The following is a 16,361-nucleotide window of genomic DNA, read 5'->3' as shown; positions in this document are numbered from 1 at the left end:
AATGTCGTTTGGAGATATCATGACTCTTGAACAGGTCAGTAAATCGAGTGTCCTCATTGCCGGCGCCGGCATCGGCGGCTTGGCGATGGCGCTTTCGCTGCTTCGTCGCGGCATCGATTGTGACGTATTTGAGCAAGCGTCCGAGTTGCGCGAGGTCGGAGCCGGCCTTTGGATCTCCATGAACGGCGTGCGCGTTCTTCGGGATCTCGGCCTCACCGAACAGGTCGAGCAGAACTGCATCGCGGCCGAGCGACGCTCGATCCGGCTCTGGAACACCGGTGATAGGTGGCCCCTCTACAACCGCAGCTCCGACGCGGCGCGCAATCAGCCCTATCTGCTGCTCCGTGCTCACCTGCTGAAGATTCTCGTCGACGGCGTGCGCGAGTTGAAGCCGGGCGCCATTCATCTGAGCGCCCACGTTGTCGGGTTCAGTCAAGACGACGAAGGGGTTCGGGCCAAGCTTGCTGACGGCTCCGAAGTCGAAGGGCGCGCGCTGATCGGCGCTGACGGTGCGCATTCGAAGGTCCGTCTTGGCCTCATCGGCAACATCGAGAGCGAGTACACGAAGGCCATCGCCTGGCGTGGTCTCGTGCCCGTCGACCGCCTTGCGCCGCATCAGCGCGAACCCGAGGTGGCAACCTGGATCGGACCCACCGCTCATGTCACTGCCTATCCGGTCCGTTGGCAGAACACCGTCATGATGACCTTTTCGGGCCAGGTCGACCATGACGACTGGCTCCTCGAATCCTGGTCGGAGAAGGGTTCTGTCGAGGAATGCCTGAAGGACTTCGAGGGCTGGCATCCGGACATCATCGAACTGGTCAAGAATGTGGATACCCTGAACAAGTGGGGACTGTTCGTGCGGCCGTCGCTGGGTACGTGGTCGAAGGGATGCGTCACCCTGCTCGGCGACGCCTGCCATTCGATGCTGCCGTACCTCGGGCAGGGCGTGAACATGGCCCTGGAGGATGCATCCGTCCTCGCCCGTTGCTTCGAGGAGAATCCCGATGACCTCGCGGCGGTATTCAAGACGTATCAGGGCCTGCGGCTCGATCGCACCACCAAGGTCGCAAAGTCGGCGGCCGGCATGCTGCCGATCTTTCATAACCAGGCGCTGTGCAAGCCGGAAACGGCGGGTGACTACATCAAGACCCAGTGGGCACCGGACGCGACGGCTGCGCGATACGATTGGATCTACCAGTACGACGCGGCCACCGCGCCGCTTCACTGACATGCTCACGATTGTGACCTCTGGAGCGCAACAGTGACTGACACCAGGCAACCCTGGGACGACGTGATACCGCTGGACGAGCGCGAAACCTATGCCCTCGCAGGGCTGGGTGGTGCGGCGGGATTCGGCAGACGACCGGCATTGCTGGTCATCGACGTGCAGTATCGTTCGGTCGGCGACCGGCCGATGCCGATCCGCGACGCGATCAAGCAATACCCCACCAGTTGCGGCGAGGCCGGTTGGCATGCGATCGCACACATCGCCGAATTGGTGCGGTTGTTTCGCGAGAAAGAACGGCCGGTGATCTTCCCGCATGTCGCGCGGAAGGTAGGCCAGGACCAGGGCGCGTTCTCCGCGAAGATCCCGGGTATCATGCGGATCCCGTCCGAGGGCTACGACTTCGTCCGAGAGGTGGCTCCGCAGCCCGGCGAGTTGCTGCTGCCGAAAACTCAGGCAAGCGCGTTCTTCGGCACTCCGCTTGCGACCTATCTGATCGGTGCCGGCGTCGACTCGCTGGTGGTGACCGGCTGCACGACCAGCGGCTGCGTGCGGGCCTCGGTCGTGGATGCGTGCGCGCTGAACTTCAAATCAATTGTGCCGAGCGATGCGGTCTACGACCGCTCGCCCACGTCCCACGCCGTCAACCTGTTCGATATCGCCAGCAAATACGCCGATGTCATGCCGACGCAGGTCGCCATCGAGCGGCTTCGCGCGCTGTCGGATGACCACACAAAGGATCAGCAGACGTGAGCGGCGCCGCGGCATCCGGATTGCTTTACGGCGCCAATGTGCACGCCAACGGCATTCGGCAGCATTATTTGCGGTTCGGCGGGGCCGGGCCGGCGATCATCATTGTCCCTGGCATCTCGACGACTGCGGCGCAATGGGCCTTCATCGCAGAACGCCTGTGCTCCGGACACGACGTTTTCGTGCTCGATGTCCGCGGTCGCGGCCTTTCCGAAAGCGGCCCGCATCTCAATTATTCGCTCGACGCATACGCATCCGACCTCATCGGGTTCGCTGAAGCGCTTGGAATGGGCCCTTATACGCTGCTGGGCCACTCGATGGGCGGCCGCATCGGAATCCGCGCCGCGCGTTGGCGGCCATCGTCCATGGAGCAACTGATACTGGTCGATCCGCCGGTCTCCGGTCCCGGACGCCGCGCCTATCCGATTCCGGTCGAACCGCTTCTTAAATTGCTTCAAAGCGCGAAGCGCGGAGAAGCCGACGCGGCGCTGCGAAGCCCCTCTGCTCCGCGCTGGCCCGAGCAGCACATTCGCACCCGGGCCGAGTGGATGCATACCTGCGACGAGCGTGCGCTCGTCGAGAGCCACAAGGGCTTTCATCACGACGACATTCATCGCGACCTCGCCCATCTCGGCGTTCCCACCGCATTGATCGTCGCCGGGCGGGGAGGGGTCATTCGACCCGAAGATGAAGCGGAAATTCGCGGATTGCTGCCGTCGATCGCGATCAGGACGCTGGAAAGCGCGGGTCACCAAATGCAGATCGACGATACCGAGGGCTTCCTTTCGATCGTCGAAGAGCTTCTAGCGCGACCACGCGATCGGTTCGAAGGCCGCGTGTCTAAGTGCGGCAAACAGGAGATCAGTGAAGATGCCCCGACAAATCGTTGATGTTGAAATGCTCGAGCTCTTCAAGGCCGAGCTGACACTCTGCAAGGTGACGAAGGGCGAAGTCGTTGCGGTCCTGAGCGGCGGCGAGGATCAGCAGGAATACGCCCAGGCCTTCATGCTGGCCGCGCAGAGCCTCGGCGCAACGACATTTCATCTCAACGTGCCCAAATACGGCCAGGGCAAGGTCTCGGGCCTGCAGGGCCGGCATGCGCTCACGGGCAACCAGCCGGCGATTGATACGCTCAAGCGCGTGGACATGGTGATCGATCTCCTGGGGTTGCTGTTCTCTCGCGAGCAAGCCGAAATTCAGGAAGCGGGCACGCGCATCTTGCGCGTGATGGAGCCGTTCCACATCCTCAAGAAGATGTTCCCGACCGAAGATCTGCGCCGGCGAACGGAGCTTTCTCGAACCCTCCTCCAGTCGGCCAGCAAAATGCGGATCACGTCGCCCGGCGGAACGGACGTAACTTATGGCCTGAAGCAATACCCGGTCATTTCCGAATACGGATACACGGATGAGCCCGGGCGCTGGGATCATTTCCCGTCAGGCTTTGCCTTCACTCAGGCGACTGATGGCGAGGTCAACGGCACGGTCGTGCTGATGCCCGGTGACATCCTCTGCGCGTTCAAGCGTTACATCCAGTCGCCGGTCACGCTGACCGTGAAGGACGGTTATATCGTCGACCTCAAGGGCGAGGGCACCGACGCGCTCCTCATCAAAAACTATATCGACAGTTTCGGCGATCCGCGCGGCTGGGCGATCTCGCATATCGGCTGGGGATCGAACGAGCGTGCCACCTGGCACCACATCGCCGCCTCCCAGGAGCTCGCGTCGGAGCACATCATGAATGCGCTTTCCTTCTACGGGAACGTCCTGTTCTCGACGGGGCCGAACACGGAGCTCGGCGGTACGAATGACACGCCGTGTCATTTGGATATCCCGCTTCGCGGCTGCAGCCTGTGGCTCGACGATATCCACATCCTCGACAAGGGCGACTTTGCTTATCCGGAATTGAGAGCGCCGGGCCGCTAGGCCCCCGCGCATCAAAATCGGTGCCCGGAGCCGCATTTGCGACTCCCAACGACGCAGAAAGCGTTTCGATAACGACCATCAATTGTCCAGTTCTCTCAACGGGAAGCGCACCACATGTCTACGGCGATCGGAACTTCGGAAGATTACACGGCGAGGCAACGGTATTCGATTATGATCTCGGCGATGCTGGGCTACATTCTCGACTTCTACGACGTTCTGATCTTTCCGTTTCTCTTGCCCGCGATCCAACGGTCGATGTCGCTATCGTTGGCCGAGGTCGGTTCACTGCAGGCTCTGACATTGTTCGGGTCGGCCATTGGCGGCGCGCTGTTTGGGATCGTTGGTGATCGACTTGGCCGAAAGACATCGCTTCAACTCACAATCGCGCTGTTCTCGGTTGCCGCGATCATTTCGGCCTTCGCATGGAATTACTGGTCGCTTGCCGTGCTGCGGTTGATCACGGGCATCGGTCTTGGCGGCGAGTATGGCGTAGGCATGGTGCTCTTCAACGAGGCCTGGAAAAAGAGCAGCCGAGGTTTGGGCGCGGCCGCGCTCCAAGGCTGTGCCGTGATCGCGTCATCCACGGCTTCAATCGTTGGCATCTGGCTGATTGCGACGTTCAGCGACGAGTGGAGCTGGCGCATCGGCCTACTGAGTGGCGGTGTGCCCATCCTGCTGATCATCTTCATTCGTTTCTTTATGCCTGAATCCAAGATCTGGCTGGAGTATGAGGCGCAACGCAAGGCCGGTCAGGTCACCGCAGAAGCCCGCACACTTCCCCTTGCGGATCTCTTCCGCAATGGGCTGGCACGGCAGACCGTCATCGCCTTCGTATGGCTGATGAGCTACATGCTCTGCTACTACAGCGTAGTCTCCTTTATTCCGACACTGCTGCTGCGCGATATGCATACGCCAGGTGATGTCGTTCGCACGACAGCCGTTCTGCTCTCGGTGGTAAGCGGCATTTGCTACCTCGCGAACGGCTTTTTCAACGACAGGGCTGGCCGCCGCTTCGGAGCCCTCGTGCCCGCGCTGTTCTGGGTCGGGTCTTTGGTCGGTATGGCTGTGTGGGGGAGCCAGCTCTACGTAGGATCGAAGACTGAGTGGCCGATGTTCTGGCTCTACATCGGCTTCGGCATTGGCAACGTCGCGCTGGGTGTGACGGGCGTCTGGATCTCGGAACTCTATCCGGTCAACCTGCGTGCGACAGCGGTGTCTACATTCTATATGGGAGGTCGCGGGCTCGGCAGCATAGCCCCTGTGATCGTGCCACTTGCGGCCGCCCATTTCGGCGGAAGCCTTCTCAACGGCATGGTTGCGGTGGCCCTTCCCGCTGCGGCCGTCTTCATTCTCGCCTCTCTTTTGCTGCCCGAGACCCTCGGCCGGGATTTGTCCGCGAAGGGCTTCAAGGTCGACACGGAAACGGAGGCCACGATGAAGGCTGCGTCGGTGTCGAGCGTTTGACGCTGGTGGAAGGGCTTGACCGGCGAGATGAGGGTTGTCGACCTGCTCATCTCGTCGATGCATGCGCACTGGAAAGGAGCTGGCACTCCGTCATCCGATCCTGGTCAACATGGCGCAAGTGTTGGCCGACTTGTAGCGGCTGTAACGAAACCTAAACAGATCACTTGTATACAAGCAATAATCTATGCGCCTGAGCCCGCCGGGCAGTTGCCTTGGAGACGTTCCTTGAAACCACTCAATAACCTGCCGATCACTCCCAAGATCAGCATTCTAGTTGCGATCTCGATGCTGGGCCTCTTCTCAGCTGGATTGCTTGCGGGCTATTTGATGCAGAAGGAAATGATCAATTCGCGTGTCGAACAGACCCGCGCCATCGTCGAGATCGCCAAGAACTTTGCATTAGGCTTGCAGAAGCAAGTCGAGGCAGGCCAACTCACCAAAGAGGCTGCAATTGCTGAATTCTCCCGCCGTGCTCAGACGATGACGTATGACAAGGGCGCGGGCTATATTTTCGCAAATACGATGGAAGGTGTCGCGGTCGCCTCTCAGGATCCAAAGACAATTGGGGTCAATCGTCTTGACGGCAAGACCAACGGACGTGCGCTGATCCGCGAACTGCGGGACGGCGTGGCGGCGAACGGCGATGTCGTGCTGCGTTACGAGTTTATGAGGCCCGGCGAAAAGGAGCCGATCAGGAAGCTGTCCTACGCGGTAGGCATTCCCGGATGGGACATGTTCGTCGGTTCCGGCGCGTATCTGGATGATCTTGATGCCAAGCTGCAACCGATCATGTGGTCGCTCGGGGGTGCCATCATCGTGATCGGACTGGTCTCGGGTGTCATCGCCTGGTTCCTCGGCCGCAGCATCACTAAACCGTTGGCAGTACTTGGCACGTGCATGAGGCGGCTCGCTGACGGCGAACTCGAACAGGACATTCCAGGTGTAGGTCGGAAAGATGAGATCGGCGCAATGGCCGCGACCGTCCAAGTGTTCAAGGAAAGCGCGATTCGCATTCGGGGGCTGGAGCAGATCGCGGCCGAAGCTCAACGACGCACGGCTGCCGAGCGCCGTGCCACCTTGGAGAGCATTGCGAATGATTTTGAGCAAAGCGTCGATGGCATCGTTCGTGCGGTCGCCGCTTCAGCCGCCGATATGCAGGGCACAGCGGATATTATGACGACGACCGCCAGCGATGCTAGTCTGCGCGCGTCCACCGTCGACGCTGCGTCAGAAAAAGCGTCCGGGAACGTCGAAATGGTAGCCGCCGCCGCCGAAGAATTATCTGCGTCGGTAAGGGAGATATCGCAACAGGTGTTGCAGTCGACCGAGGTCGCGCGCCAAGCTGTTGGTGACGCTGAGCGCACAAACGCTACGGTGCAGGTCTTGGCAAGCGGAGCCGAAAAGATCGGCGAAGTCGTCCAGCTCATCCATAGTATCGCCACGCAGACCAATCTCCTGGCCCTCAACGCGACGATCGAAGCGGCGCGTGCCGGCGACGCCGGACGCGGATTTGCTGTCGTGGCAGCCGAGGTTAAAGCGCTTGCCAATCAGACGGCAAAGGCAACGGAGGAGATCTCCGCGCAGATCGAGACCATGCAGGCAACCACAAACGACGCAGTTCTCGCCATTAACGGAATTACGCAAACGATCGCCAGGATGAGTGACATCACGCTGAGCATTTCCTCCGCGGTCGAGGAGCAGAGTGCTGCGACAAGCGAAATTGCGCGCAACATCCAGTCCGTTGCCGCGGGTTCCAGCGAAATCAGAGGCCATATAGGCAGCGTCAGCACCGCAGCGGCCGCCACCGGTACAGCAGCCGGCGACGTTCTCACTAACGCGCGCGGGTTGGAGAATCAGTCGGATATGCTGCGTACGGCGGTAGACCAATTTCTGACCAAAATGCGAGCCGCCTGACCGGTTCCTGCCAGCGGCGCATCGCTCGTAGGCACTTGAGACGTCCGCGCCCACGCGAGGCAACTCCGCCTTTCACATGGCGGTTGGGTGGAAGTTCTTACGTGATGATCACGCGACCATTAGACGTTTTGATGCGTTGGGTCGCCATTTTTAAGAGATATGTTTCTTTTTCCCTGTCGAGGTTGACAGTTTTATCTCGTGCTCCATAGGAATGCCCGGTTGCAGGTGCCATCCCGCCCCAACGGGTCGCGGTCTCAAGAACGTCGCAACGAATTGGTGAAACGACCGTGAACAAAGCGTGACGGAAAGGCCTATTGCTACCAGTGAAATCAATAGCTTAGAGGATGGCCACCGCGTTCGAGAGGCGGGGGCTCGGTCAGATCGCGAACCCACACAGACCATTTCTTGCCAATATCAGCTTGCCACGGATTGAATTGAGCAACAATGAACGTTGCCTCAACTCTGCTCGCCTGCCTTGATTGGCATTACCTTCTTGGGATCGAGCCAGTAGTCGATCCGATCAGCCCAATGCTGCATCAGCTTCGTGCGCGAGCCGATCAGGGCGAGCGGTCCGTGTTTCTTGTAGAGACCTTCCACAGTAGAGTTATCGAGATGCGCGAGCTGCAGCTCGACGACATCGCCATCCCATGCCTTGGCATCCTTGATCTCTTCGTGGTGAGACAGGGTTGAGAAGGTGGTCCGGAATCCGTGGGCACAATGATCAGTCTTGGTGTCTATGCCAAGCAACCGCAAGCGCTTATTGAGAGTGTTGTTCGATAGCGGGGCATCCTTCGAGCAGGAAAACGTGTACCGGCGATGGCCGGTCAGTTTCTGAACGCTGCGGAGGATTGCGAGTGCTTGCCGTGACAAAGGCACGACATGGTCCCAACCGGTCTTCATCTTGGTGGCTGGAATAGTCCAGCGTTCGGAGTCCCAATCAACCTCGCTCCACTCCATTTCATTGACCATGCCGGGTCGAGGAATGGTCAGCGCATCGAAGCGTAAGGCGAAGCCAACAACGTCATTAAACCTCGCTCTCGCCCACGGTGCACTGATGAGCTTGAAAACGCGGGTCACGTCGCGTGGTTCGGTGACACCCGGACGCGGCGTCGAAATGTTGGCAATCATCTGCCCATTCAGGTTTCGGAATGGATTGTAGCCGTCGCCTTCAACATCGGCATAGTCGCAGATTTGCTCACAGATGCTGCGCACGCGGTCCCGGGTTTCCAGTTTTCCCTCGGCTTCGTATGAACGCAGGAAAGCGAGCACGTCCGGACGCTTGATGTCCAGCCTGCTGAGCTTGCCGAAGCGAGCCTTGACGTAGCCGACGCGCAGCTCAAGCACCTCGACGGTCTTGGGGTCGCGCACTGCGACGATCCTGCCGCGCTTGACCTTTTCCACCTTCTTCTTGGCGAGCCATTCATCGGCCCACTGCGCGAAAGACCGGGCGGCGGCCTGCCTGTGCTTGTCGAGCTGCCTCTCGGTGCTCGGGTCTTTGCCGTCCCTGAGCAGGTCTTTGGCCTTGTCGCGCTCGCGCCGCGCGTCGGCGAGCGAGAACGTGCCATCCTTGCCGTTGCCGTAAGGACCGATCGAGTAGGTTTTCTGACGGCCGTGGAAGCGGTAGTCCATCCGCCAGAGCTTGGAGGCAGCGTTGCCGGGCCTGCTCACGTCCGGCGTGACGAAGAGATAGAGCCAGCCGCCGGTCACGTCGGAAATCTTGGCGGGACTCCACGCGCCATTGTCGAATTTCGGTCGGGCGGCGCGGCAGTCGACGTCTGTCCTGATCTGCTTGGGATTGGCGCATGCGCCGTCGTTCTTGCCGGCCATCTGCTCAATTCCTTCATTCGGAAAAGCGAAAGTCGCCGTGAACGTTTGTTCTCCCGATACCAGCAAAAATACCAGCAAATCGGGCGGCTGGGATCGGAGGAGAACAAACGGTGACGAACCGGAATGTACGTGGAAAGGCCTATTTTTCAAGGGTTTCCGGACACTGCGCGAACGGTTGCGGACGTTTTAGAACGGGCTTGAACAGCCTAGTTGGTGCCCCTGGCCGGAATCGAACCAGCACTCCTTGCGGAACTCGATTTTGAGTCGAGCGCGTCTACCAGTTCCGCCACAGGGGCCCTCGGTCGGCCCCTCCAGGGAGGGCGTCGCGAAGCCGGCGGACTATAGCCATGGACAAAGCGAGGTCAACCCGCGCCAAAGTGATCCCGGCCGTTCTCGACAGCCGCATGGGCCGGGGTTACAGCCTTCAAACGCGACCCGTCGAGAAGAGGCTGCCGTGACGACCCAGAGTGCCGCAATAGCTGCGTTCAGGCAGAACAGCGCCGGTCCCGCGCTGACCGCCTCGGTGCTGGTCACCTTGATCGCGACGGCGACCATCGCAGGCGCCTGGTTCTTCCAGCTCGTGCTGGAGATCCTGCCCTGTCCGCTGTGCCTGGAGCAGCGCTACGCCTACTACCTCGCGATCCCGCTCGGCGCGCTGACGGCGCTTGCGGCGCGGTGCGGTGCGCCGCGGCCGCTGTTGCTCGCGGGGCTCGCCATTCTCGCTCTGGCGACGCTCGCCAATGCCGGGCTCGGCACCTACCACTCCGGCGTCGAATGGGGCTTTTGGCAGGGACCGACCGACTGCTCCGGTCCGGTGGTCAATCTCGGCAGCGCCGCCGATCTGCTGTCGAAGCTCGACACCGTGAAGGTGGTGCGCTGCGACGAGGTGCAGTGGCGTTTCCTCGGCCTTTCGCTCGCCGGCTACAACGTGCTGATCTCGCTCTTGATGGCTGCGATCGCCGCATGGGGATTTGTGCGGACGGCGAAGCGCGCGTAGCCGCCGTAGTCATAGCTGCCGTAGGGTGGGCAAAGCGAAGCGTGCCCACGATCTCCCAGCGATACGGAGTAAAATGGTGGGCACGGCGCTGGTGCGCCTTTGCCCACCCTACGAGAGCTGTGCTCCGCTACGTGAGCTGTGCCCCGTCAATCATCCACATCGTCCTGCGTGCGGCCGAACAGGTGCACGATGCCGGGCGTTGCGATCGTGACGAACACGAAGCGCGAGAGGTGATGGGCGCCGACGAAGATCGGGTCGATGTGCAGGGTGAGCGCCAGCGCCAGCATCGCGTCCATCGCGCCCGGCGCGAAGGCGACGACGACGTCGGAGAACTTCACCTGCGTGGTGAGCGCGACGATGCCGACGAAGATCGCGGAGACGGCGATCGCGACGGCAAACGAGCCGAGCGCCGCGTTGATGTGGCCGGCCAGCGTCTTGATCCGCATCCGCGCGAAGCGGCTGCCGATCAGCGCGCCGATGCCGATCAGCGCCACCCCGCGCACCCAGTTCGGCAGGCCGCCCTCGACCCAGCCCGCGCCATGCAGCACGCTGGAGGCGATCATCGCGCCGAACATCCAGCTCGCCGGAAACTTGACCAGCCGCAACAAAAGCGCGGCGGCCAGCGAGGCTGCGACCAGCTCAACGAGGTCGAGCGGCGAGGCGATCGTCGTCGTCAGCGTCGGTGCGGCGGAGGGCGCGACGCCCGCGATCGCCAGCACCATCGGCAGTGCCGCGGTGAGGATGATGACGCGCATGGTCTGCACCACGGCGATGCCCGGCAGGTCGGCGCCGCGCTCGACCGCCAAAATCGTGATTTGCGACAGCGCGCCGGGGCTGCCGGCGAGGAAGGCCGAGGTGCGGTCCCAGCCATGGATGCGCTGGAGGTAATAACTCGAGCCGAAGGTCGAGCAGAAGGTGGCGAGCGCGAGCAGACCGATGGTGAAGGGATAGGCACTGACCTGCTGGATCAGATGGCGCGAGACCACGGAGCCGAGCGAGATGCCGAGCAGCACGAGGACCGTTTGGGTCAGGATCGGCGGCAGGGACAGCTGGCGGCCGGCGATCGCCGCGATGCCGACCGCGATCATCGAGCCCGAGATCAGCCCGCCGGGAAGGCCGGCGAGCAGAAACATGAGGCCGCCGGCGGTGCCGATGACGAGCGTCTCCACCGTGCTCAAGAGCTTGGCACGGCTCGGCCATTCGAACGGCAGGGAGGTGGTGATTTGCTTCACGCCACCTTATCGCAAATCAGCGGGAGGCGCACAATTGCAGGCTCGTCATGCCGCAATGCGCGCGTCTCCCACCGGTGTTCGCGAGCCGTATTGTGACGGATTTACTTCTTGTCGGCGGCGGGGGCGGCGGTGCCGGCCTTCGCGGTCTTGATGCATTCGGAGCGGAATTTCTTGCGCTCCTTGCCGTGCAGGCCCTTGGCGTCGGCCTGCTTGGAGCATTCCAGCGACTCGGCCGAGTGCTCCTTCGGCGCCTTCTTGTCGGTGGTGGTGGCTTCGGTTTTGGCGGCCGGCGCGGCGGTCTGTGCGAACGCGGTGCCGGAAGCGAGCAGGGAGGCGAGAGCGACGACGGCGAGGCGGGTCGTGAAGGTCATGGTGTTGCACTCTTCTTGCGAGAATGGCGAAGGGCTGCGAACGTCGGCTCGTGTTGCTGAACGCGACATGAATAATTTGAACGGCGTCATCACTATATTTTGGCGGCCGGCGCCATCGCTTCCTTGTCGCAAGCGGGCGGCACGCTAGGATAGCAATGTTCGTTTCGCTTCCCCAGGGAACGACCAAGGGAAGACCAAGGAGGAGATCCAGGGATGACCAATCAATCGAAATTGCTGTGTGCGATTGCGGTGTCGGGCTTTGCCGTTCTGGCGGCGGGCGCGCCGGCGCAGGCGCTGACCTCGCAGGAGTGCAGCGCGAAATATCAGGCCGCCAAGAAGGACGGCTCGCTCGGCACCATGAAGTGGAATGACTTCCGCAAGGCCCAGTGCGGCGCGGACGCGACCCCCGCTGCGGCGCCGACCGCGGCCGCTCCGGCTGCGCCCGCCGCCCCCGCCGAGCCGAAGCAGGCGAAGAAGGAAGCCGCTCCCGCCGCGCCGACCCTGCCGGCGGGACCTGCGATCTATCCGAATGCGGTCGATCCGAAATACTCCAAGGAGACCGCCGGCAAGGCGCGGCTGCACACCTGCGTCGACCAGTACAACGCCAACAAGGCCACCAACGGCAATGGCGGCATGAAGTGGATCGAGAAGGGCGGCGGCTATTACAGCGAATGCAACAAGAAGCTGAAGGGCGCTGCCTGAGCTTCGAATTGATGCCATGGCCGGAGCAACGCTCCGGCCATTCTGCTTGGGCCTCTCGCGCCTAATCCAGCAGCTTCTCCGCCGATTTCGCCACCAGCTGCGACCGCTTGCGCGGGCCGCGCTCGACGAACAAGAGGCTCTGGCCGAAGATGAAGCAGTAGAACAGGAAGGCCTGCGCCTCGGCCTCCTCCGTCGCAAGGCCGGTCGCGCGATAGAGCTCGGCCACGTGCTTCAGCCGCACCGCATCCACGCTCGCCACCGCCGCCGCCGCATTCTCGTCCGAGCGGGCCCATTGCCGGATCGCGAGCTCGATCGCGATGCCCTCCGGATTGAGACGCTCCGAATAGAGCTGGATCACCGCCTTCAGCCGCTCGCGCGGCGCCTCGCCGTCCAGGCTGGTCTGCTGCGCGATCGAGGCTGCGCGTCCCTCGCGCCAGCGTTCCAGCATGAGATCGAGCAGCGCGGCGCGATCGGCGAAGCGGCGGTAGAAGCCGCCCTTGGTGACGCCGAGATTCTTGGCGAGCACCTCGACCCTGACACCCTCGACCCCCGAGCGGGCGAGCTCGGCAAACCCTGCCTCGACCCAGACGTCGCCCTTGCCATCGCTCATGAAATCAGCCTCACCGGTTCTTGATACGGTGCCGTATTGCTAACGCGACGGCGCCCTGATACGCTACCGTATCAATCAGCCAATAAGGCGGAAAGAAAACGGGCAGGGAGACATTGCGATGGAGCAGGAGGCGACCTATCGCGGCACGGTGTATCCGTGGCAATGCGACCACGTCGGCCACATGAACATCATGTGGTATGTCGGCAAGTTCGACGAGGCTAACTGGAATCTGTTCGCCCGCCTCGGGCTGACGCCGAGCTACCTGCGCTCCTCCGGCCGCGGCATGGCCGCCGTGCAGCAGAACATCACCTACAAGCGCGAGCTGCTCGCCGGCGACATCGTCGAGATCCGCAGCCACTTGCTCGAGGTCCGCGACAAGTCGATCCGCTTCCGGCATGACATGACGAATGCCGAGACCGGCGAGATCGCCGCAACTTGCGAGATCACGGGTGTGCACATGGATCGCCGCCAGCGCAAATCGGCGCCGTTCGAGGATGCGATCCGCGGGGTCGCTTTGCGGCATCTCGCCGAACCGGTTGAGGCCTGAGCCATGACCGCATTCGAGCCGAGAAATCCGGGCTATCGCGCAGCGACCATTGCCATGTTCGAGGGCCAGCCGGCGATGCACACGCTCGGCATCGCGATCGTACGTCTCGCGCCGGGCGAGGTCGAGCTGGCAATGCTGCACGCGCCGGCTTTGACGCAGCAGAACGGCTTTATCCATGCCGGCATCATCACCGCGGGCCTCGACAATGCCTGCGGCGTTGCCGCCTTCACCCTGATGCCGTCCGAGGCGGATATCCTGACCGTCGAGTTCAAGACCACGCTGCTCGCGCCCGCCCGCGGTACGCGCTTCGTCTTCAAGGCCGAGGTGGTCAAGCCCGGCCGCACGCTGACCTTCTGCGAGGCTAAAGCCTTTGCCGAGCACGAGGGCAAGACCACGCTGATCGCCACCATGACCGGGACCTTGATGGCGATGCTGCCGCGCGTGGCGGCCTAAAGCGCGATGAGATCAGGATGAATCGTCATCGCGCTTTAGGTAATTGTTTGAGCATGATCTTTACGTAAAACCGCTGCGCACTTTTCCGGATCATGCTCTAGTGCCGGACGTGATTTGCGCATGGCGCGGCGATGACATCGCGCCCGCGGCGTTCTATATGACCCGTAACAATTCCCGGCCCCGGGGCGTATTGTTGCGGGATCGGACCGAAACGGGACGAGATATGACTGGATTTGGCAAGAAGGGCCTCGTGGCGACGCGGCGCACCGCGTTGACGCTGATCGGGGCGGGTGCCCTTGCAGCGGGCGGGATCACCTCGGCGCTGGCGGCTGCCGACGATGACGAGGTCCTGACCGAAACCAAGGTGCTGCGCGATCCCGACACGCCGGTCGCCGGCAATCCCGACGGCAACATCACCATCGTCGAGTGGTCCGACTACAATTGTCCCTATTGCCGCAAGCTCGAGCCCGAGCTGCGCCAGGTGGTCCAGGACGACGGCAAGGTGCGGCTGGTGATGAAGGACTGGCCGATCCTCGGGCCGGTCTCGGTCACCGCGGCGCGTATCGCGCTCGCGACGAAATTCCAGGACAAGTATCACCAGGCGCATGACGCCATGATGGGCGTCAGCTCCCGCCTGACCGAGCCGCGCATCAACGAGCTGCTGGCCGCCGCCGGCGTCGACATGGACCGCCTCAAGCGCGATCTCACCGACCATGCCAAGGACATCGACGCCATCCTCAAGCGCAACAACGAGCAGGCGGAAGCTTTCGGTTTCCGCGGCACGCCGTCGTTTATCGTCGGCAAGTACCGCGTGCCGGGCGTGCTCAGCATGAACGAGTTCGAGCAGGTCATTGCCGACGCCCGCAAGGCCAAGATGAACTGAGCCGGCGTATCGATCGCAGCCAACGCAAAGGCGCCGCCGCGGACCCGCGACGGCGCCTTGTTCATATTTGGCAGGTCGAGATGACTTCGCCGAAATTACTTCGACGAGATTCGGACCCAGTCCTTGTGCGCGCGATCACGCAGCGCGTCCCAATCGGCCTTCGCGACGTCCCAGTTCACGATGGTGCGGTTGGTGGCCGCGACCTCGCCGTTGGCGACCGAGGACGTCTGCATGGAGTCATAGGCATAGACGCCGCACGCGAGCAGCAGCGCGCCCAGGATCATTCCAAAAAAAGTCTGCATTTTGCGAACCTCCGGTGACGGGCGATAACGTCGGCCCGGAGTGATGGTTCCGCGGCGATGCGGCGCATGTAAGGAGAGATCGTTCATCCTCCATTCAGCCACTCCACCAGCTCCGCATTGATCTCGCGCGGATAGGTGTGGCTGAGATCATCGATCTCGCGATAGCTGACATGGGCGCCCGCCGCCGATAGCGCAGCTTGCGTCTGGCGGGCGGTCTGCACCGGAAACATCCAGTCGAGCTTGCCGTGGGTGATGAAGATGGGCAGGCCTTGCAGGCGCGCGGCATCCGCCATCTCCGCCATCAGCGGATGGAACGTCGCTGACACCGGCGCGAGATGCGTGAAGGGCGAAGCGCCATCGAGGCCGGTGACGTAGCAGAAGGTGCCGCCGTCGCTCATGCCGGTCAGCAGCAGGCGCGAGGCATCGATGCTCCAGCGGCTGCGTACCGTCTCGAGGATGCGCATCAGGTTCGGCGTGTCGGAATCGTCGCCCATCAGCGCCCAGGTCGGGCCGGTCGCGGTCGGTGCCACCAGGATCGCACCGAGGCTGCGCGCGTCGCGCAGCCAGCTCCAGAGAAAACCGCGGCCGTTGCCGCTGCCGCCATGCAGCGCCATCACCAGCGGTATGGCCCGATCAGGCGTGTAGTATTCGGGCACATAGACCGAGAAGCCGCCGCGGCTGCCGGGCTCGTTATGATCGTGGAAGATGCCGATGTCGTCGCCCGCGCCGCCTTCGAGCCGCGACAGCAGATCGTCATTCTCGCGATTGGCGGTGTTGAGGAAGAAGCTGCTCACCGGCGGAAACTGCGCCGCCAGCGGATACAGCGCCTCCAGCGCGCGCGGGACGTGGCGCAGCGCGCGGAAGACCGCGACGAGATCGCCATTGCCACGCTCGACATCGCGGATTCCGGCAAAGGCGGCGAGCGTCTCGTTGCAGGCGCGATCGAGCCGCTCGCGCAGCCCGGCGAACTGCTCGGGCCATTCTCCGATCGCACCGTGTGCCGTTTGCAGCGCCTCGTCCGGCGTGCCGATCGCATTCATCACCGACGCGAAGGCCGGCGGATGCAAATGCCGCTGGAAGAAGCCGAGTGCTTCAAGCGCATTGAGCAGCGGCGGCAGCGCGGCCACGATGTCGTCGATCACGGCCTCGCTCATCAAA

Annotated in this window: 17 protein-coding genes and 1 tRNA gene; 11 read left to right on the top strand and 7 right to left on the bottom strand. The window is 62.4% G+C overall.

Annotated features, from left to right (window positions below; translation table 11 throughout):
• Window positions 1-19: 19 nt before the first annotated feature.
• From WN72_RS43480 to WN72_RS43455, 6 genes are all read left to right on the top strand, one after another.
• Complete coding sequence (locus WN72_RS43480; protein WP_092215500.1) at window positions 20-1,231, top strand: FAD-dependent monooxygenase; 1,212 nt, start codon at window positions 20-22, stop codon at window positions 1,229-1,231.
• Window positions 1,232-1,294: 63 nt separating this feature from the next.
• A complete protein-coding gene (locus WN72_RS43475) occupies window positions 1,295-1,981 on the top strand; it encodes an isochorismatase family protein (protein WP_244553729.1) in 687 nt (228 codons plus the stop codon).
• Window positions 1,978-2,868 (top strand): alpha/beta fold hydrolase, encoded by an 891-nt coding sequence (locus tag WN72_RS43470; RefSeq protein WP_092215505.1) that lies wholly within the window; start codon window positions 1,978-1,980, stop codon window positions 2,866-2,868. The genes WN72_RS43475 and WN72_RS43470 overlap by 4 nt, the downstream gene beginning before the upstream one ends.
• The gene (locus WN72_RS43465; protein ID WP_092215507.1) at window positions 2,849-3,901 is read left to right on the top strand and encodes a 2,5-dihydroxypyridine 5,6-dioxygenase NicX family protein; all 1,053 of its coding nucleotides are present in this window, start codon (window positions 2,849-2,851) and stop codon (window positions 3,899-3,901) included. The genes WN72_RS43470 and WN72_RS43465 overlap by 20 nt, the downstream gene beginning before the upstream one ends.
• A 114-nt stretch (window positions 3,902-4,015) precedes the next feature.
• On the top strand, window positions 4,016-5,365 hold the full coding sequence (locus WN72_RS43460; RefSeq protein WP_092215509.1) for an MFS transporter: 1,350 nt from the start codon (window positions 4,016-4,018) through the stop codon (window positions 5,363-5,365).
• A gap of 285 nt (window positions 5,366-5,650) precedes the next feature.
• A complete protein-coding gene (locus tag WN72_RS43455) occupies window positions 5,651-7,279 on the top strand; it encodes a methyl-accepting chemotaxis protein (RefSeq protein WP_092215511.1) in 1,629 nt (542 codons plus the stop codon).
• 456 nt (window positions 7,280-7,735) lie between these two features.
• Here WN72_RS43455 and WN72_RS43450 read toward each other — a convergent pair whose 3' ends face one another.
• The gene (locus WN72_RS43450) at window positions 7,736-9,106 is read right to left on the bottom strand and encodes a tyrosine-type recombinase/integrase (RefSeq protein WP_092215513.1); all 1,371 of its coding nucleotides are present in this window, start codon (window positions 9,104-9,106) and stop codon (window positions 7,736-7,738) included.
• Between the two features lie 211 nt (window positions 9,107-9,317).
• Window positions 9,318-9,402, bottom strand: a tRNA-Leu gene (locus WN72_RS43445).
• Window positions 9,403-9,560: 158 nt separating this feature from the next.
• Here WN72_RS43445 and WN72_RS43440 point away from each other — a divergent pair.
• A complete protein-coding gene (locus WN72_RS43440) occupies window positions 9,561-10,103 on the top strand; it encodes a disulfide bond formation protein B (protein WP_092215515.1) in 543 nt (180 codons plus the stop codon).
• 146 nt (window positions 10,104-10,249) lie between these two features.
• Here the strand turns inward: WN72_RS43440 and WN72_RS43435 are convergent, their stop codons facing one another.
• Together WN72_RS43435 and WN72_RS43430 are read right to left on the bottom strand one after the other, a co-directional pair.
• Window positions 10,250-11,335, bottom strand: coding sequence for an AbrB family transcriptional regulator (locus WN72_RS43435; RefSeq protein ID WP_092215517.1), 1,086 nt, complete (start codon window positions 11,333-11,335; stop codon window positions 10,250-10,252).
• A gap of 101 nt (window positions 11,336-11,436) precedes the next feature.
• On the bottom strand, window positions 11,437-11,706 hold the full coding sequence (locus tag WN72_RS43430; protein ID WP_092215519.1) for a PsiF family protein: 270 nt from the start codon (window positions 11,704-11,706) through the stop codon (window positions 11,437-11,439).
• A gap of 213 nt (window positions 11,707-11,919) precedes the next feature.
• Here WN72_RS43430 and WN72_RS43425 point away from each other — a divergent pair, with 213 nt between their 5' ends.
• The gene (locus WN72_RS43425; RefSeq protein ID WP_092215521.1) at window positions 11,920-12,408 is read left to right on the top strand and encodes a hypothetical protein; all 489 of its coding nucleotides are present in this window, start codon (window positions 11,920-11,922) and stop codon (window positions 12,406-12,408) included.
• Between the two features lie 61 nt (window positions 12,409-12,469).
• Here WN72_RS43425 and WN72_RS43420 read toward each other — a convergent pair whose 3' ends face one another.
• Window positions 12,470-13,018, bottom strand: coding sequence for a TetR/AcrR family transcriptional regulator (locus WN72_RS43420; RefSeq protein ID WP_092215523.1), 549 nt, complete (start codon window positions 13,016-13,018; stop codon window positions 12,470-12,472).
• A gap of 118 nt (window positions 13,019-13,136) precedes the next feature.
• Here WN72_RS43420 and WN72_RS43415 point away from each other — a divergent pair, with 118 nt between their 5' ends.
• From WN72_RS43415 to WN72_RS43405, 3 genes are all read left to right on the top strand, one after another.
• Window positions 13,137-13,565 (top strand): acyl-CoA thioesterase, encoded by a 429-nt coding sequence (locus WN72_RS43415; RefSeq protein ID WP_092215525.1) that lies wholly within the window; start codon window positions 13,137-13,139, stop codon window positions 13,563-13,565.
• Window positions 13,566-13,568: 3 nt separating this feature from the next.
• Window positions 13,569-14,018: a PaaI family thioesterase gene (locus WN72_RS43410; RefSeq protein WP_092215527.1), complete on the top strand. Its 450-nt coding sequence runs from the start codon at window positions 13,569-13,571 to the stop codon at window positions 14,016-14,018.
• Window positions 14,019-14,241: 223 nt separating this feature from the next.
• Window positions 14,242-14,901, top strand: coding sequence for a DsbA family protein (locus WN72_RS43405; RefSeq protein ID WP_167380774.1), 660 nt, complete (start codon window positions 14,242-14,244; stop codon window positions 14,899-14,901).
• A 95-nt stretch (window positions 14,902-14,996) separates the two neighbouring features.
• Here WN72_RS43405 and WN72_RS43400 read toward each other — a convergent pair whose 3' ends face one another.
• Together WN72_RS43400 and WN72_RS43395 are read right to left on the bottom strand one after the other, a co-directional pair.
• A complete protein-coding gene (locus tag WN72_RS43400) occupies window positions 14,997-15,203 on the bottom strand; it encodes a hypothetical protein (RefSeq protein ID WP_027562121.1) in 207 nt (68 codons plus the stop codon).
• 83 nt (window positions 15,204-15,286) lie between these two features.
• The gene (locus tag WN72_RS43395; protein ID WP_092215529.1) at window positions 15,287-16,357 is read right to left on the bottom strand and encodes a carboxylesterase family protein; all 1,071 of its coding nucleotides are present in this window, start codon (window positions 16,355-16,357) and stop codon (window positions 15,287-15,289) included.
• Window positions 16,358-16,361 lie beyond the last annotated feature (4 nt).

The sequence above is a fragment of the Bradyrhizobium arachidis genome, assembly GCF_015291705.1.
GTDB lineage: Bacteria > Pseudomonadota > Alphaproteobacteria > Rhizobiales > Xanthobacteraceae > Bradyrhizobium > Bradyrhizobium arachidis.
This window is presented reverse-complemented; position numbering and strand designations above follow the sequence as displayed.